The organism is Paractinoplanes atraurantiacus (genome assembly GCF_900215205.1).
In the GTDB taxonomy this organism is placed as follows: Bacteria; Actinomycetota; Actinomycetes; order Mycobacteriales; family Micromonosporaceae; genus Actinoplanes; species Actinoplanes atraurantiacus.
Genome location: NZ_OBDY01000028.1, coordinates 1 through 20,531, shown reverse-complemented (window position 1 = coordinate 20,531; position 20,531 = coordinate 1). Strand labels below are relative to the sequence as shown.

Annotated in this window: 20 protein-coding genes; 14 read left to right on the top strand and 6 right to left on the bottom strand. The window is 73.0% G+C overall.

The genetic code is table 11. The annotated features are described in order from the left end of the window. The first annotated feature begins 10 nt into the window (after positions 1-10). The 4 genes from CRP55_RS40400 (at position 11) to CRP55_RS40385 (ending at position 3,708) form a co-directional block, all read left to right on the top strand. Positions 11-1,213, top strand: coding sequence for a DUF6745 domain-containing protein (locus CRP55_RS40400; protein WP_281260851.1), 1,203 nt, complete (start codon positions 11-13; stop codon positions 1,211-1,213). A 139-nt stretch (positions 1,214-1,352) separates the two neighbouring features. After that, complete coding sequence (locus CRP55_RS40395; RefSeq protein WP_097327292.1) at positions 1,353-2,870, top strand: AbeC-like domain-containing protein; 1,518 nt, start codon at positions 1,353-1,355, stop codon at positions 2,868-2,870. Then, the gene (locus tag CRP55_RS40390) at positions 2,867-3,163 is read left to right on the top strand and encodes a hypothetical protein (RefSeq protein ID WP_097327291.1); all 297 of its coding nucleotides are present in this window, start codon (positions 2,867-2,869) and stop codon (positions 3,161-3,163) included. Before CRP55_RS40395 ends, CRP55_RS40390 begins: the two co-directional genes overlap by 4 nt. Then, positions 3,160-3,708, top strand: coding sequence for a hypothetical protein (locus tag CRP55_RS40385; protein WP_097327290.1), 549 nt, complete (start codon positions 3,160-3,162; stop codon positions 3,706-3,708). Before CRP55_RS40390 ends, CRP55_RS40385 begins: the two co-directional genes overlap by 4 nt. Here the strand turns inward: CRP55_RS40385 and CRP55_RS40380 are convergent. Further along, a complete protein-coding gene (locus CRP55_RS40380; RefSeq protein WP_097327289.1) occupies positions 3,691-4,671 on the bottom strand; it encodes a hypothetical protein in 981 nt (326 codons plus the stop codon). The two genes, CRP55_RS40385 and CRP55_RS40380, sit on opposite strands and share 18 nt — an antisense overlap. 47 nt (positions 4,672-4,718) lie before the next feature. Between CRP55_RS40380 and CRP55_RS40375 the strand changes: the two genes are divergently transcribed. From CRP55_RS40375 to CRP55_RS40345, 7 genes are all read left to right on the top strand, one after another. Continuing rightward, the gene (locus tag CRP55_RS40375; RefSeq protein WP_097327288.1) at positions 4,719-5,432 is read left to right on the top strand and encodes a vWA domain-containing protein; all 714 of its coding nucleotides are present in this window, start codon (positions 4,719-4,721) and stop codon (positions 5,430-5,432) included. Then, positions 5,416-6,330 carry a protein phosphatase 2C domain-containing protein gene (locus CRP55_RS40370; RefSeq protein WP_143235277.1) on the top strand — a complete coding sequence of 305 codons (915 nt, stop codon included), beginning with the start codon at positions 5,416-5,418 and terminating at the stop codon, positions 6,328-6,330. Before CRP55_RS40375 ends, CRP55_RS40370 begins: the two co-directional genes overlap by 17 nt. Next, the gene (locus CRP55_RS40365) at positions 6,327-7,415 is read left to right on the top strand and encodes a protein kinase (protein ID WP_097327286.1); all 1,089 of its coding nucleotides are present in this window, start codon (positions 6,327-6,329) and stop codon (positions 7,413-7,415) included. Before CRP55_RS40370 ends, CRP55_RS40365 begins: the two co-directional genes overlap by 4 nt. Then, positions 7,408-9,669 (top strand): hypothetical protein, encoded by a 2,262-nt coding sequence (locus CRP55_RS40360; protein WP_143235275.1) that lies wholly within the window; start codon positions 7,408-7,410, stop codon positions 9,667-9,669. Before CRP55_RS40365 ends, CRP55_RS40360 begins: the two co-directional genes overlap by 8 nt. A gap of 1 nt (position 9,670) precedes the next feature. Next, positions 9,671-10,063 (top strand): hypothetical protein, encoded by a 393-nt coding sequence (locus CRP55_RS40355; RefSeq protein ID WP_097327284.1) that lies wholly within the window; start codon positions 9,671-9,673, stop codon positions 10,061-10,063. Positions 10,064-10,076: 13 nt separating this feature from the next. Next, positions 10,077-11,495, top strand: coding sequence for an Hsp70 family protein (locus tag CRP55_RS40350; protein ID WP_097327283.1), 1,419 nt, complete (start codon positions 10,077-10,079; stop codon positions 11,493-11,495). A gap of 112 nt (positions 11,496-11,607) precedes the next feature. Beyond that, complete coding sequence (locus CRP55_RS40345; protein WP_097327282.1) at positions 11,608-11,952, top strand: carboxymuconolactone decarboxylase family protein; 345 nt, start codon at positions 11,608-11,610, stop codon at positions 11,950-11,952. Position 11,953: 1 nt separating this feature from the next. Here CRP55_RS40345 and CRP55_RS40340 read toward each other — a convergent pair whose 3' ends face one another. From CRP55_RS40340 to CRP55_RS40330, 3 genes are read right to left on the bottom strand one after another with little or no spacing between them, the layout of a single operon-like run. Further along, complete coding sequence (locus tag CRP55_RS40340) at positions 11,954-12,496, bottom strand: SigE family RNA polymerase sigma factor (protein ID WP_097327281.1); 543 nt, start codon at positions 12,494-12,496, stop codon at positions 11,954-11,956. Beyond that, a complete protein-coding gene (locus tag CRP55_RS40335) occupies positions 12,493-13,539 on the bottom strand; it encodes a hypothetical protein (protein WP_097327280.1) in 1,047 nt (348 codons plus the stop codon). Before CRP55_RS40335 ends, CRP55_RS40340 begins: the two co-directional genes overlap by 4 nt. A 43-nt stretch (positions 13,540-13,582) precedes the next feature. Then, positions 13,583-16,306, bottom strand: a complete 2,724-nt coding sequence (locus CRP55_RS40330; protein WP_097327382.1) for an AfsR/SARP family transcriptional regulator — start codon at positions 16,304-16,306, stop codon at positions 13,583-13,585. A 118-nt stretch (positions 16,307-16,424) separates the two neighbouring features. On the opposite strand from CRP55_RS40330, the gene CRP55_RS40325 reads away from it, so the two are divergent. Then, on the top strand, positions 16,425-17,744 hold the full coding sequence (locus CRP55_RS40325) for an aminotransferase class V-fold PLP-dependent enzyme (protein ID WP_097327279.1): 1,320 nt from the start codon (positions 16,425-16,427) through the stop codon (positions 17,742-17,744). 30 nt (positions 17,745-17,774) lie between these two features. On the opposite strand, the gene CRP55_RS40320 is transcribed toward CRP55_RS40325, so the two are convergent. Next, a complete protein-coding gene (locus tag CRP55_RS40320) occupies positions 17,775-18,407 on the bottom strand; it encodes an NAD(P)-dependent oxidoreductase (RefSeq protein ID WP_097327278.1) in 633 nt (210 codons plus the stop codon). A gap of 85 nt (positions 18,408-18,492) precedes the next feature. Between CRP55_RS40320 and CRP55_RS40315 the strand changes: the two genes are divergently transcribed. After that, positions 18,493-19,074, top strand: a complete 582-nt coding sequence (locus CRP55_RS40315; protein WP_218854834.1) for a TetR/AcrR family transcriptional regulator — start codon at positions 18,493-18,495, stop codon at positions 19,072-19,074. A gap of 67 nt (positions 19,075-19,141) precedes the next feature. On the opposite strand, the gene CRP55_RS40310 is transcribed toward CRP55_RS40315, so the two are convergent. After that, on the bottom strand, positions 19,142-19,777 hold the full coding sequence (locus CRP55_RS40310) for a TetR/AcrR family transcriptional regulator (RefSeq protein WP_097327276.1): 636 nt from the start codon (positions 19,775-19,777) through the stop codon (positions 19,142-19,144). A gap of 61 nt (positions 19,778-19,838) precedes the next feature. Here CRP55_RS40310 and CRP55_RS40305 point away from each other — a divergent pair, with 61 nt between their 5' ends. Further along, on the top strand, positions 19,839-20,372 hold the full coding sequence (locus CRP55_RS40305; protein WP_245923676.1) for an ester cyclase: 534 nt from the start codon (positions 19,839-19,841) through the stop codon (positions 20,370-20,372). Positions 20,373-20,531 lie beyond the last annotated feature (159 nt).

Genomic DNA, 20,531 nt, shown 5'->3' with positions numbered 1-20,531 from the left:
CGGCGCTTCTCTGCCCAGCGCCCCTACCTCCGGCACTCCCTCCCTCAGCGCCCCCACCCCCGGCGCCCCCACCTCCGGCACTCCCTCCCTCAGCGCCCCCACCCCCGGCGCCCCCACCTCCGGCACTCCCTCCTTCAGCGCCCCCACCTCCAGCGCTCCTCTCCCCGGCGCGTCTTCCCACGGCGCTCCTTGGGCCGGCGCCCCTTCAGCCGGCGCCCTCTCGGCCGGGCTGCCCTCCCCCGGCGCTCTTTCAGCCGGCGTTCCGTTCCCTACCGCACCCTCCCCCTCTGGGCAACCGGCGTGGCTGGCCGAGATGTACGAGGAACTGCGACGTCAGGGGTGGACGCCGGGTGAGACCGGCGGGGCGTCGCTGCGGCGGCGGGTGCGCACCGAGCCGTGGGCGGTGGCTCGGCAGGCGGCGGTCGCGGCGCTCGGTGGGGACGGCTGGGCACAGCTCGGTGCTGCCGCCGGGCGGCGGTCGTGGCCGCTGGTCATGGATCTGGTGGCGGGCCGGCTTCGGTTGCGGCTGAGCGAAGACCTGGCCGCCGACTTCCCCGGTGCGGCCGGGCGTCCATTGCGGACGGCTGTGCTCGACGCGATCTACGGGCAGCATGACGGCACGTGGCTGGCCACCTTCGAGGCGGCCGACCGGCTCGCGCCCGGGATCGCGGCGCCGCTGTCCGGGCTGGCCGCCGTGGCCCGGCATGCCGGCTGGTGGTGGGCGACCGAGCGTTTCGCCGTCCTGACCGAGCGCCCGGCGTCGCTGACCCGTGACAACGTCGGGCGGCTGCACCGCGGCGAGGGGCCGGCCATGGAGTTCCCCGACGGCTACGGCCTCTGGGCCTGGCGCGGCATGCCGATCCCGCCGGAGCTGGTGGCCGAGCTGCCCACCCTGACCGTGGCCCGCATCCAGAAGGAGGAGAACGCCGAGCTGCGCCGGGTCATGCTCGAGCACTTCGGGTACGAGCGCTACCTGCGCGAGGCCGGCGCCCACAACCTCGGCTCCGACGAGACCGGCACCCTGTGGCGCCTCGATCTCTCCGGCGACGAGCCCCTGGTCATGGTCGAAGTGGTCAACTCGACGCCCGAGCCCGACGGCACCAGCCGCGTCTACTGGCTGCGCGTGCCCCCGCAGACCTCCACGGCCCGTGAGGGCGTCGCCTGGACCTTCGGCCTGACCGCCGCCGAATACCGCCCGTCGATCCAAACCTGACCGTGCCCACCGCGTCGGAAATGAGACTCATGGCAATCATGTGATCACTTGACGTGAGCGTGAACCTTTACAAACGTGGAGGGCTGGCGATTGAATCAGCCATCGGCCTCGCGCCGCCCCCACGGACAACGGGATCGCCATGGGAGTCAGCACCGCACCGCCGGCGACGGCCGCTACGGCGCCGCAGTCGTCCCAGGTTGACTGGCTGCTGTGCTCGTACGCGTGGCTCAATCCGGCGTTCGGGCGGTTCGTCTATTCCACGCTGATTCAGCCCGGTTTGCGGGCCGTGCCGCCGACGCACGGCGTCGACGTGGTCGCGCTGGCCCGGCACGTCATGGCCGCCCGCCGGCATCGGCGACTGGTGATCGTTCTCGCGCTGGTGGACGTTCTGCTGATCGTCGCCGGTGCCGGGCTGATCCTCGGTCTCGGCCGGTTCACCGCCGGTGACCTCGGCTGGGGGCTGGCCGTGCTCCTCGGCGGCGTCCTGGCGTACTTCGTCCTGATCGGATGGCATCTCGGGGTCACCCGCACCCGGGCCAGCCGGCTCGCGGGTGGGCCGCCGCCCCATCCGCGCGACGCGGCGGCCCGGTTGCCCGATGCGGTTGAGGAGCGGCTCGACGCGTACGCCAAATCCAATGTCATCGTCTTCGGCGGCGGCATCCCGTTCGTCGGGGCGGGCAAGCTGCTCACCCGCTGGAACGTTCAGGTCGACACCACCAAAGCCGCCAAGGACGATCACGGGCGGCCGCGGGCCGTGCAGCCGGTCAACGCCGAGGAGCTGCAGAAAGCGCTGTCGATAACCGTCCGCAAGGCCGGCATCGACGGCATCCGCGTCAACAACCGGCTGTTCGTGGACGGCACGCGGGCCGACGCGGTCGACGGCCTGCTGCCCGACCCCGAGCAACCGCCGTCGACCACGGTCGCCCGCAGCGAGATCCGGCGGGCGATCCTCAACGCGACCGTGAACGCCCGCACCTATCTCTGCATCGAAGTGCCCAGCTGGAACGGCGAACTCGTCGTGACCGTCTTCGTTCGCGCGGTCGAATTCGGCACCGACCTGTACGCCGAGTTCTACGCGTACGTGCTGCTGCCGCTGCACCCGGTCGTCGCCTCGGCCGAAAATCTGCCGATCTCGCCGTACGGCCGGGCCGCGCACCTCGCCCGATGGACCGTGCCGACCGGGCTGCGGCTGCTCCGCAACGCCCCGCACACGCTGTTCATGACCGCCCGGTGGCGGCGCTTCCTCGCCCGGCGCCCGGCCGTGCAGCGGCGGATCATCCGCAAGTCGGCCTTCTTCGACTACGGCGCCGTCGGTGGCATCCGCGCCGCGGTAGCCGCCGAGCACCGGGACCGGCTGTTCGCCTACGAGGACGAGGAGCGGGCGATCAAGTCGATCCGCAAGGCGGTCCTCAAGGTCGTCGTCCAGTACGTCAGCGACCACGGGATCGACACGTCCGAGCTGGAACGGCAGCAGTCCCAGATCTTCAAGCAGACCATCAACATCCGCGACGTCAAGGGCCGCAACATCATGCTCGGCGACAACAACAAGTTCTTCGACGGCCTGGCGATGGGCGGCGCCGACGAGGACGACGACGGAAGCGGGGGCACCGCCGGCGGCAAGACCGACGACGACTCGGACGACGAGGAGAAGCCGTGAGCGAATTCAAGATCAGTGGCAACATCACCGCCGACAACCTGCTCCAGGGCGACGGGGGCCAGATCGTCGTGAACAACGCGGCGGTGGGCGAGCTGGCCCGCACGGTTCAGGAGAACGCGGACGCCGTCCAGCAGATCGAGGCGGCGCTCGCCCAGTTGCAGGCCGAAATGGCGAGCGGCCGCCCGCGCCAGGCGCGGCTCCGCGAGCTGCTGACCACGCTCACCGGCGGCGCCGGCGCGCTCACCGCGATGGTGGAGGGCATCGAGAAGATCCAGCGGGCCGTCGGGCAGTGACCGGGCTGATGTACGTGCTGGCCGACGCTTCGGGCTCCACCGTCCGCGACGGCTTCCACGAGGGCGTGCATCTCGCGCTGCCCCACCTCGTGCACCTCGCGGACGAGCGGGACGCGCGGTTCTGCCTGGCCGCCTACGGCGACGACGCGGGGCTGCGCGTCGCCCTGATCGGCGCCGGCGACCTCACGGTGATCCCGCGGATACCGGCCGGCGGGCTCAGCTCGCTCGCGGCCGGCCTGCGCGTGGTGGCCGCGGCGATCGAGCACGACACGAGCCAGCTGCGGTCGGACGGGATGGAGCCGGGCCCGCCGGCCACGCTCGTCCTCGCGCACGGGCTGGGCACCGATCGGGACGAGGCCGTCCTCGAGGCCCGCCGCCCGCTCGCCGGCCGCCTGCACGTGAGCGCGCCGGGCGAGGACCGGCTGGCGTTCACCGGGCTGGGCGCGACCGTGCACCCCATGCGCCTCGGCGACGCCGGCACGGTGGCGGCCTCGGTGGTCACAGCCGCGCGACAGGCGTGGCCGGCGTCAGGGAGCACGCAATGACCAGACCGCACCGGCACCTGGCCGGCTGAGAGTGAGCATGTCCGCCGCTACCGTCGCCAGCCACGCCGTGTCCCCGGCCGCCGTCGCCGCGCCGGGCCTCTCGGTCTCGCGCCAGGCGGCGACGTGCCCGCTCGACAGGTTCCATTCGGCTGTCAGCACTCGCCCGTCCACAGTGGTCGCGACGAGGACGGCGACGTCCGGCGCCGGCCGGCCGACGTCGAGCGTGCTCACGGTCGCACCCACCGAGGGCAGGTTCTCGTCGGGCTCGTCGGACGGCCACGCGCGCCACGTGCCCCGGCGCATCCGGCCGCCGTTCAGCGGCCACACGAACTGGTTGAGCGTCTCGTCGACCGCGACGAACGTGAAGGGCGCGCCGGGAGTCAGCCCCGGGCGCTCCTCAGCCACCAGCTCCGGCGGAGCGGCACCGAACGCGCCGTCACCCCGGTACGCCTCGCACGCGTACACGCCGCCGGCCTGTGGCCAGGCGACGACGACCCGTTCCCCCTCCATGGAGACGGCGAGGCCGCCGGGGCCGGCCGACGGCGCCAGGAGCCGCCACTGCGACGGACCCGAGGCGCCGACCGTCGCGCCGAAGACCCCGCGCTCCTCCCTGGTCACCACCAGCAGCGTGCCGTCCGGCCAGGCCGCGAGCCGGACCGGCCCGAAACCGCCGGCCGGGTCCTCACCGCCGGCCGCCCGCCACGTCTCGACCACCCAGCCCGCCGCCTCGGGGTGCAGCCCGGCCCGGTCGATCAGCGCCCGGCGGGCGTCGGCCGGCCGCCCTTGCGCTACCAGCGCCGGCACCCCCAGCTCGGCTCCCAGCGCCAGCAGCCGCACCGCCCGGTCGTCGTGGGGCAGCAGGTCGAGCAGGCCGCGACCCAGGCGGCGCGGCTCACCGGCCAGCTCCGGGTCGGCGCGCAGCAACCGGCGCAGGGCCCGGGTCGGCTCGTCGAAGCGCGGCACAGCCCCATCTTGATACGCCGTCTCAGCAGGGTCCAGGAGGGAGCTCGATGACCGACGAAAAACGCGCCACCGAGGACAACCGCACACTCGTGCTGGCGTTCTACGTCATGGTGGACGTCTCGCAGTCGATGTCCTACGGCGGCGCGCTGGAGAGCGCCAACGAGATCATGCCGAAGGTGGCCGACGCGATCGACGCCAGCCCGATGCTGGCCGACATCGTCCGGTTCGGCGCCATGGACTTCTCGGACGACGCGCGGGTCGTGCTGCGCCTCGGCGATCTGCGGAACGTGCCGATGATCCCGAAGTTCACCACGCGGGGCCGCACCTCGTACGCCGCCGCGTTCCGGCTGCTGCGGCAGGAGATCGAGCGTGATGTCGTGCAGCTGCGCCAGGACAACTTCCGGGTCTACCGGCCGGTCGTCTTCATGATCACCGACGGCGAGCCGACCGACGAGGACGGGGAGCTCGAGGCCGCGTACAAGGAACTCACCGATCCTGGTTTCAAGGCCCGGCCCAACATCCTGGTCTTCGGGGTCGGCACCGCCACCAAGGAGGCGCTCGACCCGTGGGTCTATCCGAAGACCGGCGCCAAGGCGATGCGCAGCTATGTGGCCCGGGCCGGTGTCGAGCCGAAGACGGCCATCGCCAAGGCGACCGAGGCGCTGCTGGGCAGCATCGTGGCGTCGGCCCAGTCGGTCGACGAGGCCGGGCAGAGCGGCGGGTTCGTGCCACCGGACGACGACGATGACGACTGGATCTGAGGCCACGGCCGGCGCGGACTGGTTTCCGCACGCGAACGGCCGCTGGGTGGTCGAGGACGCCGGCCGGCAGGCCGAGGTCGAGCCGATGCCGGCCGGCGGCCCCGACGGCGTCCGGCCCGACACTGTGCTCGACGGTGGCCGGCTCGGCGGCCTCACGTATCGGGCGACCAGCCAGCGCGGGCTGGCCCATCAGAACGCCGGCGTGGTGCGCCAGGACTCCTATCTGGTGCGGCCCACCGGCGACGACCGATGGCTGATCGGCTGTGTGGCGGACGGTGTGTCGAACGGCCCGCGGTCGCACCTGGCGGCCGATCTGGTCTGCCGTTCCACGACCATGCGGCTGGCGCAGTTCCTCCGCGATCTGGGCCCGCCGGGCGACGCCGAGGTGTGGACCGCGTCGGTGAACTCCCTCGGATGGCCGGAGATCGTGGCCGAGACCAGCGAGTCGATCCGCAAGGAGCCCGGCTGGGGGTCGTCGACCGCTGTCGTGTTCGCGGTGGCGGCGGAGCCGCTGGCCGACGGCGGGCATCCGGCGCTGGTGGCGGTGCTGGCCGGCGATTCGACAGCGCTCCTGCTCGGTGACGGCACGTGGACCCCGCTCGGCGCCGTGAAGAACGACGGCGCCGAGATCGCGTCCACCGCCGTGACCGCGCTGCCCGGCGAGGTGCCGGCGATCAGGCCGCAGGCCCGGATGCTGCGGCCGGGCCAGGCGCTGGTGGTGATCTCGGACGGTCTGGGCGACCCGCTCGGCTCCGGCGGCGGCGTGGTCGGGCGGTTCCTGGCGACCATGTGGCAACGCCCGCCGGACCTGCTGGCGTACGCCGGGCATGTGGGTTTCTACCGCAAGTCCTTCACCGACGACCGCACCGCCGTGACGATCTGGGCCGGTGTGCCGTGAGCGACGCTCTGGTGATCCGCCGCCGGTCGCTCGGTCACCTCGAGCACATCGGCCAGGGCGGGACGGCGACGGTGTACGGGCTGCCGCACCTGGCCGCCGAGGATCTCGACGTGGACGCTCCCCAGGGTCTGGCCTACAAGGAGTACACGCCCCGGACCCGCGAGCGCGCCGGGCCGGGCCTGACGCCCGGTCTCCAGGCCATGGTCGAGTTGCGCGGCCGGCTCGACCCGAGGCAGCGCTCCCGCTGGGATCAGCACGTGGTGTGGCCGGTGCGGCTGGTCGTCGACGACGAAGGCCAGGCCAACGGCATCATCATGCCGTTGTTGCCGGAACGGTTCTTCCAGCGGGTCACGCGGCGTGACGGCGAGGTGCGCTCGGTGCCCCGGGAGGCGGACAAGCTGTTCGGCGACGTCATGACGATGCGCCGGATCGGGGTGGCGCCGGTCTCCCAGGAGGTGCGCGTCGAACTGGTCACCCACATCGCGTACGCATACGGGCTGATGCATTTCTCCGACGTCGTGGTCGGCGACATCTCGCATCGCAACCTGGTCTACGACCCGGACCCCGAGCACCCCGCCGTCATGATCTACGACACGGACAGCGCCCGGCTGGTCGGCAACGCCTCGGCCTTCGGCAGCCAGCTGCACACTCCACGCTGGGAGCCGCCCGAAGCGCTGGCCGCCCGAGGCACGGCGGCTCTCACCGCGCAGAACAAGGCGACCGACGTCTACAAGTTCGCGCTGCTCATCGTGCGGATCCTCGACTACGGCCAGGACCGGTCGGTGAACCGCGATCCGGTGCGGGCGGCGCCGGTGCTGCGCCGGGCCTGCGGCGCGCGGGCGGCCGACCTGTTGCTCGCCTCGCTGTCCGACCGGCCCGCCGACCGGCCGACCATGCGGGAATGGCACGACGCGCTGCGCCGGACCTCCGGCCGTGCTGAGATGCCGGCCCCGAGGCTCCGCACGCCGCGGGCCCAGGCGCCGGCGCCGCCGACCGACGGCGACCGGCTGGTCGACGGGATGGTCGTGGGCGACTGGGTGTTCCGCGCCGACAGCGGCTGGCACCGGCGGAGCGCCCATGGCTGAGTGGTGCCGATCCTGCGGCGGCGAGTCCACTGGGGACGAGGTCTGCGGCGACTGCGGCGTGCCGCTCGATCCCCCGGCGCCCGGCGGCGAACGGACCGTTCGGGGTGTGCTGCGCCGCCGGTCCGCGCCGCGGCTCGGCGGCGCGCCCCTCGGGGCCCGGCGGGCCGCGGCCATCGACCTGATCGCGCAGGGCCGCCCGCTGCCGGCCGAGCTCGACCTGACCGACCACGAGATCGCGTGGTACCGGGCCCACGCGGCGGTGAACGGCGGCGACCTGACGGCGGCGCTCGACCAGATGGCGAAGCTGCCGGAGACCGGCTACGCGGCCCGGGTCGGCCTGCTGCTGAGCGTGTTCCCGGCCCTGCTCGCGACCCGGGACTGCTGGCCGGCCGCGGTGGCGGTGCTGGCCCCGTTCGTCTCTGGCTCGGACGACGCGGCGGCGATGGTGGCGGTCCTCGGCCGTACGACCCCGGACGTCGTCGATGTTGCCCGCCGCTATGCCGGCCGGTCGTTCGGGGAGGGGCGCCGGGCCCGGGCTCTCACCGCGTACGAGCGGGCCGTCACCGGCGAGGCGGACAGCGTGCCCGGCGACCTGGTGCCGCTGCTCGCGCCGGCGCTGCTGGACCGGCTCGCCGTGGCCGGGGTGCTGAGCGACCTGCCGGACGGGCTGCCCGAGCCGGCCGCGACCAGTCTCCGGTGCCGGCTCGGCCTCGCCACCGCGGAACAGACGGCGGAGGCCGGTTTCGCCGCCGAGGCGGCCCGCCGCGCCTATCTCACCGGTGAGGCGCCGGGGGACCGGCTCGGTGACGGGCCGGACGTCCGGCACTATCGGGCGCTGCACGACTACGTGACCACCCGGCGGCTGCGGGAGGAGGACCTGCGTCCCGGGGCGCGGGAGGTGATCCGGCTGACCGACGCGGTCACGATCGGCTTCGCCGGGCGGCGGTCGGTGCCGGACGAGGTGGCCGCCGACCCGACGACCTGGCCGCGGCTGTGGCCCAACGCCGCACAGGGCAAGCTCTACCCGGCCGACGGCGTCGCGCAGCGGCACCCGCGGTTCGTCCTCTGGCTGGAGCTGTGCACGGCGTATCCGGCGCTGCGGGGCGGGCTGTGGCCCGAGGCCCTCCGGATCGCCGGCCGGGTGGGCGAGGCGGCGCAGGACCCGGCGCTGCGGGCCGAGGCGCGCAACGTGGCGGCTTACGCGTACTGGCAGCTCGGCCGGGTCGACGACGCGCTGCGCGAGCTGGGCGAGGCCAAGGGCGCGGGGTTCGCGGTCAACGCCATGCTGGTCGCCTCGTCCCGGAACGCGGCGGCCGCGCTGCCGCATCTGGCCCAGATCATGCGTCTGGCCGAGGACGATCAATTGCGGGAGGCGGCCGTACGGAGGGTGATCGAGCACGACGAGCCCTCCGCGACCCTGGTGGCGATCATCCGGGCCGCGCTCGATCTCACCGTCGACGACGACCTTCATCAACAGCTGCTCGCGCTTTCCTTCCGCCACGATCGCGCCTGGCTGGCGACGGCCCCGCTGCCCGCGCGGCGGCGGGACGACCGCTACTTCCAGGCCCTGGCCGCCTACGAGGAGGAGCCGTCGACGGCCGGGCTCGGTGAGATCGCCGCGGCGCTGGCCGATCTGTGGCGCCGCCCGGGACGACCGGCGTGGGTGGAGACGGAGACCCGGCGGTTGACGGCCGGCCTGGCCGGGCTGCCCGAGACGGTGGACGCGCTGCGGGCCGTGGAGACGCTGGCTCAGGCCGGCATGCTGTCGCTCGCCGACCGCATCCGCTACCGCGCCTTCGCCGGGGCCCGGCAGATCGCCACCGCCGAGTGGTCGCCACGCCTCGGCCGGCCGCTGCCCGGGGAGGCCGCGCTGGCCCGGGCCGTCGACGAGTACTGGCAGCGGTCGGGCGAGCTGGAAGCCGACGTTCTGGCCACTGTCGAGGAGTCGCTCGCCGAGGACGTGCGATGGGCGGCCCTGACGATCGGCAACACGGCCATCCGCTTCTGGAACGCCTTCGACAAGCGGATGGCGACCCTGGCCCAGTCGGCCGGCCGCACCTGGGAGGAGAACCAGCCGAACGAGGCCGCGCGCCGTCAGCTGGTCAAGGACCTGGAGGCCCACGTGGACCGCTCGGAGCGACTGCTGCGCCTCACCGACGGGCTCACCGTGGACCCGCAGTTCCGCAAGGACATGCGGGCCTTCCACGACAAGGCCCGCACGACGATCCCGTACCTGCGCCGGAGGACCGTCTGACATGGAGCGACGTAATCCGTACCTGATTCTCGGCATCCCCTTCGGCACCGGGCGGGCCGGGGCCAACGCCGCGTTCGCCCGCCGCGTCAAGTCGCTGCCGGCCGACCCGGCCCAGGCGCGGGCCTGGCAGACCGACCTCACCTGGGCGTTGCAGCGCATCGACGCCGGCCCGGCGGCGCCCGAGGCCGAGATGGGCTACTACCGGATGCCGGCCGATCCCGGCTGCGGCGCGCCCGGCGAGCCGGGCGTCTTCGCGCCGCCGCCCGAGCCCGGACCGTACGACGAGGCGGCCGTCGCGGCCGCCCTGGTCCGGCTGCGCGCCGAAGCCGCCCGCGAGGCGCTGCGGCGCGAGCTGTCACGGCGTTCCGCACAGACCCCACCGCCCGCACCCTGACCGGGAGGCCCGCGTGACCGGCTCGTACGGCATCGACTTCGGCACCACCAACTGCGTGCTGGCCCGCACCACGCCGGACGGCCCCGAGACCGTCCCGCTGGAGAAGCGGTTGCCGGCCGAGTGGGCGCATCACGGCTTCAACCGGGTCCTGCCCTCGGTGATGGGCTATCAGGACGGCGAGCCGGCGTTCGGCTGGCCGATGAAGCTGCGCGCCGAGGGCCGGATCGAGGCGGTCAAACGCCTGCTCGCGAGCGACGACCCGATCGAGGTGGACGGCCGGAAGCTGGACCCGGAGCTGGTGGCCGAGCTGTTCTTCCGGCAGATTCGCGACCGCGCCGGCGAGCCACTGGACCAGGCGGTGGTGACGATCCCGTCCAACAGCCGCGGCCGGGCCCGGCTCCGCACCAAGCAGGCCGCGGCGCAGGCCGGCATCAAGGTGCTCGCGCTGATCAACGAGCCGACCGCGGCGGCCATGGCGCACGCCCGGCGGATCGGCACCGACCGGCGGATCCTGGTCTTCGACTGGGGTGGCGGCACGCTCGACGTCACGGTCCTGGAGGCGGTCGAGGGCACGTTCATCGAGCAGGCGTCCAAGGGCGTGCAGCGGCTCGGCGGCATGGACCTGGACGGGGCGTTCCTGGCCCGGCTGCGGCGCGAGCTGCCCGGCGCGGCCGACTGGACACCGGCCGAGCGCGAGCAGTTCCGTACCCGCCTCGAACTAGCCAAGATCCAGCTCTCCGAGACCACCGAGGCCGAGGTGAAGCTGCCGGACGGTCGTTACGCCGCGGTCCGGCGGGCCCTGCTCGAGTCGGCCATCCGGCCGCTGATCGAGCGCACCCGCCGGCCGTTGGAGACCTGCCTGAGCGAGAGCCCCGGCCCGATCGACCATCTCGTGATGGTCGGCGGCAGCTCACGGATCCCCGCGGTACGGCAGTTCGTGGCCGGCCTGGTCGGCGTCGAGCCGGACGACACGGTCGATCCGATGTCCGCGGTGGCCGAGGGCGCGGCGGTCGCGGCCGGCATCCTCCGCGGCGAGATCACCGACCTCGACTTCTTCGTCGGCACCGAGCACGCGCTCGGCCTGGTGGCCATGGCCCGGGACAGCCGGGAGCTGTTCTTCGGCGAGATCATCGGCCGGAACACGAAGTATCCGGCGAGCAACACCCAGCCGGCCTGGCCCACCAACGACTTCCAGGAGTCGGTGCTGCTCGACGTGGTCGAGGGCGACCCGGCCCGCCCGCTCGACGACGAGGACAACGTGGTCCTGGCCAGTTGGGAGATCGCGCTGCCGGAGCGCCGGCGCCGGGACGACGCCCGGCTGGACATCACCTACACGTACGACCTGGACGGAATCCTCCGCGTACGGGTGGAGGACCACAAGACCGGATCGGTGCTGATGGACGGGCAGCTCGAGTACGGCTCGGCCCGGTAGCCGTCTCATCCTCATCCCGTCCGGAGGATGAGGTACGCCGGTCGCCTCGTCAGACTCGGGGCTGCGGCGCAGAGGATCCGACCACCGCCGCCCACTCGCGGAAGGAACGCCGATGGCCACCGGAGAAGCACCCGTCCTCGAAGCCCTGATCGACATCAACGCGGTCGCGCTCGCCCGCACCGAGCTCGCACCGGGAACGCTGCTGCTGGCCCGGATCGCCGCCCTGGCCGCCGTCGACGCCCCGCCAGCCTCCTATCTGCTGCACATCGGCCCGGCGGTGGAGTCCGGCCTGCAACTGACCGACGTCCAGGACGTGCTGGTCGCGATCGCGCCCATCGTCGGGGCGCCGCGCGTCCTCAAGGCGGCCACGGCGATCACCGAGGCGCTCGGCTTCGCCGTCGCCGTGACCGAGGCCGCCCTGGCCGAGGCGGCGGCCGAGGCGAGCGCGGGCGCCTGACCTACTCCGAGGGCTGGGCGGCGGCGTGCCGCCGCCCAGCCGGGGTGAAGGCGTCCGCCAGCGGTCCGTCGGCCCGGCGCAGGGCCGTGATCGCGCGGCTGGCGCGGCTCTTGACCGTGCCGGTCGAGCAGCCCAGCTGGGCCGCGATCTCCTGTTCGGACAGGCCGGCCCAGTAGCGCAGGACCAGCACCACGCGCTGCCCGGCGGGCAGGGCCCGCAGCGCCGCCAGCACGACCTCGGTGGTGCTCTGGCTCTCGGCGAAGTCGCCGCCCGCCGGCCGGTCGGGCAGGACGGCGGCGGGCAGCTCGAACCGCCACAGCCTTCGCCCCGCGCGCCAGGCCGCACGGACCATGACCTGCCGGGTGTACGCCTCGGGGTCGCCCCGCGGGTGCAGCCGGCGCCAGGCCCGGTACGTCTTGACCAGCGCATCCTGCGCCAGGTCCTCCCCGTGGCCGCGATCGCCGGTCAGCAGCGCCCCGTATCGGACGAGCGCCGGATAGCGCGCGCTCACGAACTCGGCGAACCCGGCCGGTGCGCCGCTCACTTCGCGACCACCGTGGCTATCCCGAACAGCCGCTTCAGCTCGGCCACCGTGGCGTCGCTCAACCGCACCCGCCCACCGGCGGAGGACACCGCCTCCTGGCAGCGCTCCCCCAACGAGATGATCACGGTATAGCTGCCGGCGCCTCGCAGGACGAGCCGGGCGTTGAGCTGCTCCGGCCCCGCACACGCGTCCGCGTCGCCGACCACGTCCGTCTGCCCCCGCAACAGCCTGAGCACCGCCGCCGCGGTCGTCGGATCGTCGGATCCGATGCGCCCAGCCGCGCGGATGCGCCCGGTGTCGTCCGGCAGGGTGAGACTCACCGAGGACGCGTTCTCCGGCAGTGCGAGAACACCGGCGCGGCTCGGGTCGCTCCGCATCGAGTCGACGATCTCCTTCTTGGCCGCCCCGTCCATCCGGAGCCCGATTATGGTCTCCGACCACGGCAGGAGCAGGCTCAGGTAGTCGTCCCCCTCGTACGGCCGAAGGTCCGGCTCTTGTGAGCCCACACCGTTCACCAACCAGGCCGGCTCACCACCGCGCAGGGTGAGCGACGCCAGCGAAGTGAAGGGGCCTCCGCCGAGCTCCTCCGGGGCCACCGGTCCGAACAGGACGCCACCGATACCGCCGCTGACGGCCCTCCTCATCTCCACCGGCGCCTTCTGACATCCCCCCTGACCCGGCATGACCAGCAAGATCGTCCGTTCCAGCTTCTCGCACGGCGCCGCCTCGTCCGCGACCACCACACGCCACCCGTCCGGCACAGGCAGTTCGAGAGCACCCGCCACCACCACGCCGTCGACGACGTGCGGTGCGACCCACCCGTCGCCGGCCGCCGGCCGCGGCTCCTCGGCCGCCATCCGCCACCCGCCGGCCACGCCACCGCCGACGAGAACGGCCGCCACGACGCCGGCCACCGCCGCCCGCCGGGCCCGAACCGCCCGCCCCCGCCGCATCACCCCCGCCACGGGATCCGGATCCGAGGGCTCGAGCTCCCCCACCGCCTCGTCCAGCAGGTCCCTGATGCGCTCCATGGCGTAGTTCACGTCCCCTCGTCCGCCCGGCTTCGACTCACCCCTACGAAAGACGTCAGCGCGCCGAAAGGTTCCCCGCGGGTCGCAGTCTGGAGCGCAACGACGCGCTCGGCACGCCCAGCTCCTCGAACACGGACATGGCCAGCTGCCAGGCCGTCCGCGCCCGGTCCGGGTCGCCCGCGGCGGCGTGGGTGTCGCCCAGGTTGATCAGGGTGTCGGCCATCTCGTAGCGGTCGCCGATCTCGGCGAAGAGCTCGATCGCCTGTCCGTAGCAGCTCAGGGCCTCGTCGTGCCGGCCTCGCCGGCGGTGGATGTAGCCGAGACTGTCCAGTGTGGCCGCGGCGCCCGGCCGGTCGCCGTTGTCCCGGTGCAGGGCCAGGGCCCGTACGCAGAAACGCAGTGCCTGCTCTTGCTCTCCGAGATGGGCGTGGTGCCAGCCGATGGCGTTGAGCGCCGTGGCCTGCCCGCATCGATGGCCGGCCTCCGCGTAGAGCGCCAGCGCCTGCTCGTCGTGCGCCAGCGCCTGCCGGGGATCGCCGTCGCGGGCGTGGCTGCGGGCGAGGGCGCGGTGGAGGTGCGCCCGCCCGGCCGGATCGTCCAGCAGCTCCAGGGCGGATCTCAGATGGGCGCGGGCTTGTTCGTATCGGCCCAGCCAGATCTCGGCCCGGGCCAGACCATTGAGGGCGTACGCCTGTGCCGCCCGGTCGCCGAGACGGCGCGCCGCCGCCTCGGCCGTGAGGTGCACCGCGGCCTGGTCACGCCAGTGGGCGTGCCGGTCCAGATAGGTGGCCATGGCCCAGGCGAGCTGCCAGGCGTGCGTGTCCAGGCCGTTGTCGTGGGCCGCCGCGACGGCGGCGAGCAGATTGGCGTGCTCCGCGGCGAACCAGGCGGTGGCCCGCGCCTCGCTGGGAATCGGCGCCTCGACCGGGCCCGGGTCGATGGGGTCCCGGAGCGGGGCCAGCGCCCGGTTGGCCGCGTAGGCGGTCCGCAGGTAGTGGTCGAGGAGCCGCCGCCGCGCGGCCGGCCGGTCCGGCGCCGCCCCGGGCCGCTCGGCCGCGTAGAGCCGGACCAGGTCGTGCATGTGCCAGCGCCCCGGCCGCGGCTCGGCGACCAGATGCGCGGCGGTGAGCCCGCGCAGCAGGCCGCGGGTGGCCGCCGCCGGGAGCCCGGCCAGGCTGGCGATGGCGTCCAGACCGGCGTCCTCCCCGGCCGCGCTGCCGAGCAGGGCGAACAGCCGGGCCTCGCCCTCGCTCAATGCCTCGGCCGAGCAGGAGAGCGCGGCGCGGACGTTGACCGCCAGTTCCCCACCGTCCAGCGCGTCCAGCCGGGTCGCGGCGTCCTCCAGCTCGGCCGCGAGCTCGGCCAGCGGCAGACCGGGATGCACGGCCGCCCGCGCGGCCACGATGCCCAGGGCGAGCGGCAGCCCGGCGCAGTGCCGCAGCAGGGCCCGCACCGCGGCCGGCTCGGCCGCCACCCGGTCCCCGCCGAGGTGACCGGCGAGAAGCCGCCGGGCCTCGTCGTCGCCCAGCGTGCCCAGCGCCACCGGGCGGGCGCCGTGCGCGGTGACCAGCCCGACGAGCTCGTGCCGGCTGGTGACCAGGACGGCGCAGCCGGCGGCGCCGGGCAGCAGCGGCGCCGCGTGCGCGCTGTCCCGGGCATTGTCCAGAACGATGATCATCCGCCGGCCGGCGACGAGGCTGCGGTAGAGCGCGGTCTGCGCGTCCGGGTCGGCCGGCACGGACGCGGCCGCCACCCCCAGCGCGTCCAGGAACCGGCGGATCACCACCGCCGCCGGCACCGGCGGCCCGGCCGGGTCGAACCCGCGGAGATCCGCGAAGAGCTGCCCGTCCGGATAGCCGGCGCGGTGCTCGTGCGCCCAGCGGCGCGCGGTCCAGGTCTTGCCCACGCCGCCCGGGCCGACGATGACGCCGACGGCGCCGGGGGCCAGCTCGGACAGCCGGGCCAGCTCGGCGGCCCGGCCGGTGAACGTGGACGGCGGCGCCGGCACCTGGCTCGGCACCCGCCGCGCGACCGGGGCCGCCAGCGAGGGGTCGGCCCGCAGGATCCGCCGGTGCAACGACCGCAGCGGCTCGCCGGGGTCGACCCCCACCTCGTCGGCGAGCCGGGTCCGCAGCCGCCGGTAGCAGTCGAGCGCCTCGCCCTGCCGTCCCGCCCGGTAGAGCCCGAGCATCAACTGCCCGGCCAGCCGTTCGTCCAGCGGATGGGCCGCGGCGGCGGCGGACATCTCGTCCAGCACCCGAGCCTGCCGCCCGCAGCGCAGCGCGAGCTCGTTGCGCTCCAGCCCGGCTTCGCGCCGGCAGCGGTCCAGAGCGTCCCGGCGGTCGTTCAGCCAGGGCGTGTCGAGTCCGGGCAGCGCCTCGCCGCGCCACAACGCCAGCGCTTCCTCGTAGGCCTCGAGAGCGGCCAAGCAGTCGTCGATCTTCCTGGCCGAGGCGACCAGCCGGTGGAAGCGGTGCACGTCCACCGCCTCAGGCTCCACGGTCAGCACATATCCGGACGCCCGGCGGATGATCCGGGCGTCGCCGGCCGGGGCCAGCGCGCCCCGCAGCCGGGACAGGTAGCCGTAGAGCGTCTCCCGGTCCCGCTGCGGCGCGCGCCCGCCCCACACGCGGTTGACCAGTTCACCGGCCGTCACCGGCCGGTTCGCCTCCAGCAGCAGCACGGCGAGGACGGCGCACTGCCGGCGATGGCCGAGCTCCAGCACGCGGCCGCCGGCTCGGGCCTCGACGGCGCCCAACAGCTGGAACCGGGTTGCCATCAGCACAGCGTGACGCCTGCCGCGCCGTCCGGGCCCGCTCTGTCCGAGACTCGACGCTCACCTGGGCATTCAAGGTTGGCCGCAGGTTCGTCCCGGGCCGCCCTCGCACGCTGGACCGGTGACTCTCACCCACAGCGCGGACCTCGAGCTCGACCTGCCGCGGATCCGCTCCCACTTCGATTTCGTCCGGGCCGGGCGGACCGTCACCAACAACGCGGCCAGCACCCAGCCGCCACGCGGGCTGCTCGACCTCTACCGCCGTCTGGCGCCCTGGTACGAGAACGTCCACCGCGGCCAGTCGAGCGCCTCGCGCCGCACCACGGAGCTCTTCGAGTCGTCGTACGACACCATCGCCGCCTGGCTCAACGCGCCCAGCCGCCGCTGCGTCGCCACCTTCCGCAACACGACCGAGGCGCTCAACGCGGTCATGTACTCCCTGATGACCGAGTTCCGCGACGGCGACAACGTGGTGACCACCATGCTGGAGCACAATTCCAACTTCGTCCCCTGGTACGCGCTGACCCACGAGATCCTGCCGCGCTTCGGCCGGCGCGTCGAGTGCCGGACCGCCCGCTTCGACCCCGTCACCGGCCGCCTCGACCTGGACCATCTGGCCTCGCTGGTCGACCACCGGACGAAGCTGATCACCTGCACCGGCGCGTCCAACTTCATGGGCACAAAGACCGATTTGGCGGCCGTACGGCGTATCGCCCGCACCAGTGGCTCGCTGTTCGCCGTCGACGGTGCCCAGTTGCTGCCGACCTCCGCCGTCGACGTACAGGCCCTGGACGTCGACTATCTGTGCTTCTCGTTCCACAAGATGCTCGCCCCGTTCGGCGTGGGCGTGCTCTACGCCAAGGAGCAGCTCCTGACCGACTCCCTGCCGTTCCTGTACGGCGGCGACATGATCGCCGAGGGCCAGGTGGCCCCCGACCGCGTCCTCTACAACCGTCTGCCGTGGAAGTACACCGCCGGCACTCCCAACATCCTCGGCGTCATCGTCTCGGCCCAGGCCCTGCGCTTCCTGCTCGACCTGACCGGCCCGTCCCGCTATTTCGAGACGGAGACCCCGCTCCCGCGCCACGCCATCGAGCAGGCGATGGCCCGCATAGCCCACCACACGAGAACCTTGACGGCCCGGGCCCTCGACGCCCTCGCCGAGATCGAAGGCTTGCGGGTGTACGGACCCCCGGCCGCTCACGACCGCACACCACTGGTCGCCTTCAACGTCGCCGGCGTGAGCCCGTTCACCTTGGCCGAGGGCCTGAACCACCACGGCGTCGAGTCCCGGGCCGGCTGCCACTGCGCCACGCTGGCGCACCGCGCGCTGGCCCTGGACCCGCTGGCCAGCTGCCGCCTGAGCTTCTACCTCTACAACACAGCCGACGACGTCGACCGCGCCACTTCAGCCCTCACCCGCGTGTTGTCGCGCGGCTGAGCGTGATGACGAGCCTCATTCGGCCGGCTCTCATCTGGCCAGCGCGATCGTGTGGCCGACGGTGGCCGGGTCGTCGAGGTTCCGCAGCATCTCGCCGGCCACCGCGGCTCGTGGCGTGAACATCCCGAACGACAAGTTCCGGTCCAGCGATCGGCGCTCGCGCCCGGTCGCGGGCTTGTCGGTCAGCCGCGAAGGCCGCACGATCGTCCATTCCAGCCCGCTGCCCCGCACGGTCTTCTCCGCGGCCACCAGGTCGGCGAAGCTCTCCCGCAGGATCCGCTGAACGATCGGCTTGACCACGAACCTGGTCAGCGGATCGTCCCCACCGTCGACGAACGGCCCACTGGCCGAGACCACCAGCAGCCGCACCACCCCGGCCCGGCGCATCGCCTCGGTGATGGTGGTAGCCGCCCGTCCGCACACATCCGACCGCCCACCGGCCCGAGGCCCCAGCGCCGACAGCACTGCATCGTGCCCCGCCACCACCTTCGCGACCGCCTCCACATCGAACGGATCGGCCACGACCACATCGAGCCGATCCGCACGAACATCCAGCCTCCCGGCCTCCCGCACCACCGCGGTGACCTGGTGCCCCTGCACCAGCCCCTGCTTGACCACCATCGATCCGATACGCCCGCTGGCCCCGAACACGACGATCCGCACGACGATCCCCCACTCTCTGGTTAGTGAGTGTTCACTAACCTCTAGGATGGTTAGTGAACACTCACCAGTCAAGAGGGGCACAGCCGTGGCTCAGACGCGCGACCTCATCCTGGACGCCGCCTTACGCGTCATCCAGGAACGTGGCCTGGCCAAGGCCACCACAAAGGAGATCGCCAAAGCGGCCGGCTTCTCCGAGGCCGCCCTCTACAAACACTTCGCCGACAAGTCGGAGATCTTCCTGGGCGTCCTGCAGGAGCGCTCCCCCGGCTTCCAGCCACTGCACAGCGCCCTGGCCGTACGCCCGGGAACCAACACCGTCGAAGCGAACCTCACCGCGATCGCGTCCGCCGCCATCGCGTTCTACCACTTCAACTTCCCTTTGTTCGCCTCGATCTTCGCCGAGCCGGCGATCCTCCACACCCACCGCACACGCCTGCGCCAGTTGGGCGCGGGCCCACACAAGGTGAACGAGGCTTTGGCCGCCTACGTGAAGGCGGAACAGCAGACCGGCCGCATCCCGCCCACCACCGACCCCGAGGCCACCGCCGACCTCCTCCTGGGCGCCTGCTTCCAGCACGCTTTCCTGTCCCACTTCGCCCCCACCGCCCCCGACCCCAGCGCCCCCGCCCGCTACGTGACGGCCCTGCACCTCACCGCAGCCAGCTGAACCAGGACGCTCCCACTCGCCATGCAACGCCCCCACCTCAGCGCAGCCGGCTGAGTCGGGGCGCTGGTCACTCGACGAGAGCGTCGGTGAAGGACTGGGCCAGCCACTGCTCGTACTCGTCGAGCGACCAACCACGATCGGTCACCAGGAGCTCGTACACCTCGGGCGAGATCAGCGTCCAGACCACGTCGCGGGCCCGTCCGGGCTCCACGTCGGCGCGCAGGCCGCCGGTGGCCGCGAGGTGGCGTACGAGGGCTTCGGCTCCGGCCAGGCGCTCCTGATTGATGGTCTCGCGAAATCGCGAAAGCCCGGGATCGCCGCCGCGGGCGCCGGCCAGCAGCCTGGCCAGCAGGGGCCCGACCCGCTCACTGATCCGGCGGGCGGCGAAGGCATACCGGGCGACCTTCTCACGAGGGGTGGACGCGGTGAACACCGCGCGGTGCTCAGGCCGGTCGATCATCGGAATGGGCTCGTCATCCCCGGCCAGCGTGACGTCATACACGTCCTTGATCAGCGCCGCTTTGCTACGGAACGTCTTGTAGACCGTCTCGACCGAGACACCAGCCTGCGCAGCCACGTCGCGCATGGTGACCGCAAGAGGCCCCCGCTCGACGAACAGCTCCCGCGCCGCGTTCAGCATGCGGCGGCGGGTGACTCGCGCCTGCTCGGCCCGCCCGGAGTTGTCGTACACACGACGAGACATTGAGTACCGCCCAACCGTATCGAATACTGCTTAACAGTATCCGATATCTCGAGAGGGCATCATGCGCACCTTGGACACCGATCTCTGCATCCGCTCCATGACGATCATGGCCTCGGGCAATCTCGCCGACCTGACCGACGTCGTCCACCCGCAAGCAACCAACCGGGAGGCCAAGGCCGAGCCCCCGCCCTGCCGCGGCCAGGGCCCGGCCGCGTTCGCGGCAACCGCCCACTGGCTGCGAGCCGCCTTCACGGACCTGACCTTCGACGTCCACGACACGGTCGCCGACGGCAACTTGATCGCCGTCCACTGCACCATGTCCGGCCGCCACACCGGCGCTTTCGTGGCCTACGACGAGCACGGCGAGGTAGCCCAGGCCTTCCCACCAACCGGCCACACTTTCACCATCACCCAAACCCATTGGTTCCGCATGCAAGACGGCCTGGTCATCGAGCACTGGGCCAACCGCGACGACCTGGGAATGGCCGCCCAGCTCCGCTGGGTCCCACCCACCCCCGCCTACCTATGGCGAATGGCCAAAGCAAAACGCCAGGCCCGCCGCACTCCCACACTGCTAGAACCCGCCCAGGGCTAGCGACGCCGCCCACCTTGATTTGCACCCAAATTCACGATGCCGGCGCCGAGCCGGCTTTGGGGCTGGAAACGACAGTAGGCCCACCCGTTCCCGGGTGGGCCTACTGTTTCACGTTGAGTCCGGCGGCGTCCTACTCTCCCACACCCTCCCGAGTGCAGT

Coding starts and splice junctions, on each gene's coding strand:
- CRP55_RS40395 (WP_097327292.1), top strand. CDS start 1,353: ATGGGAGTCAGCACCGCACCGCCGGCGACGGCCGCTACGGCGCCGCAG.
- CRP55_RS40375 (WP_097327288.1), top strand. CDS start 4,719: ATGACCGACGAAAAACGCGCCACCGAGGACAACCGCACACTCGTGCTG.
- CRP55_RS40370 (WP_143235277.1), top strand. CDS start 5,416: ATGACGACTGGATCTGAGGCCACGGCCGGCGCGGACTGGTTTCCGCAC.
- CRP55_RS40360 (WP_143235275.1), top strand. CDS start 7,408: ATGGCTGAGTGGTGCCGATCCTGCGGCGGCGAGTCCACTGGGGACGAG.
- CRP55_RS40355 (WP_097327284.1), top strand. CDS start 9,671: ATGGAGCGACGTAATCCGTACCTGATTCTCGGCATCCCCTTCGGCACC.
- CRP55_RS40345 (WP_097327282.1), top strand. CDS start 11,608: ATGGCCACCGGAGAAGCACCCGTCCTCGAAGCCCTGATCGACATCAAC.
- CRP55_RS40330 (WP_097327382.1), bottom strand. CDS start 16,306: ATGGCAACCCGGTTCCAGCTGTTGGGCGCCGTCGAGGCCCGAGCCGGC.
- CRP55_RS40310 (WP_097327276.1), bottom strand. CDS start 19,777: ATGTCTCGTCGTGTGTACGACAACTCCGGGCGGGCCGAGCAGGCGCGA.
- CRP55_RS40305 (WP_245923676.1), top strand. CDS start 19,839: ATGCGCACCTTGGACACCGATCTCTGCATCCGCTCCATGACGATCATG.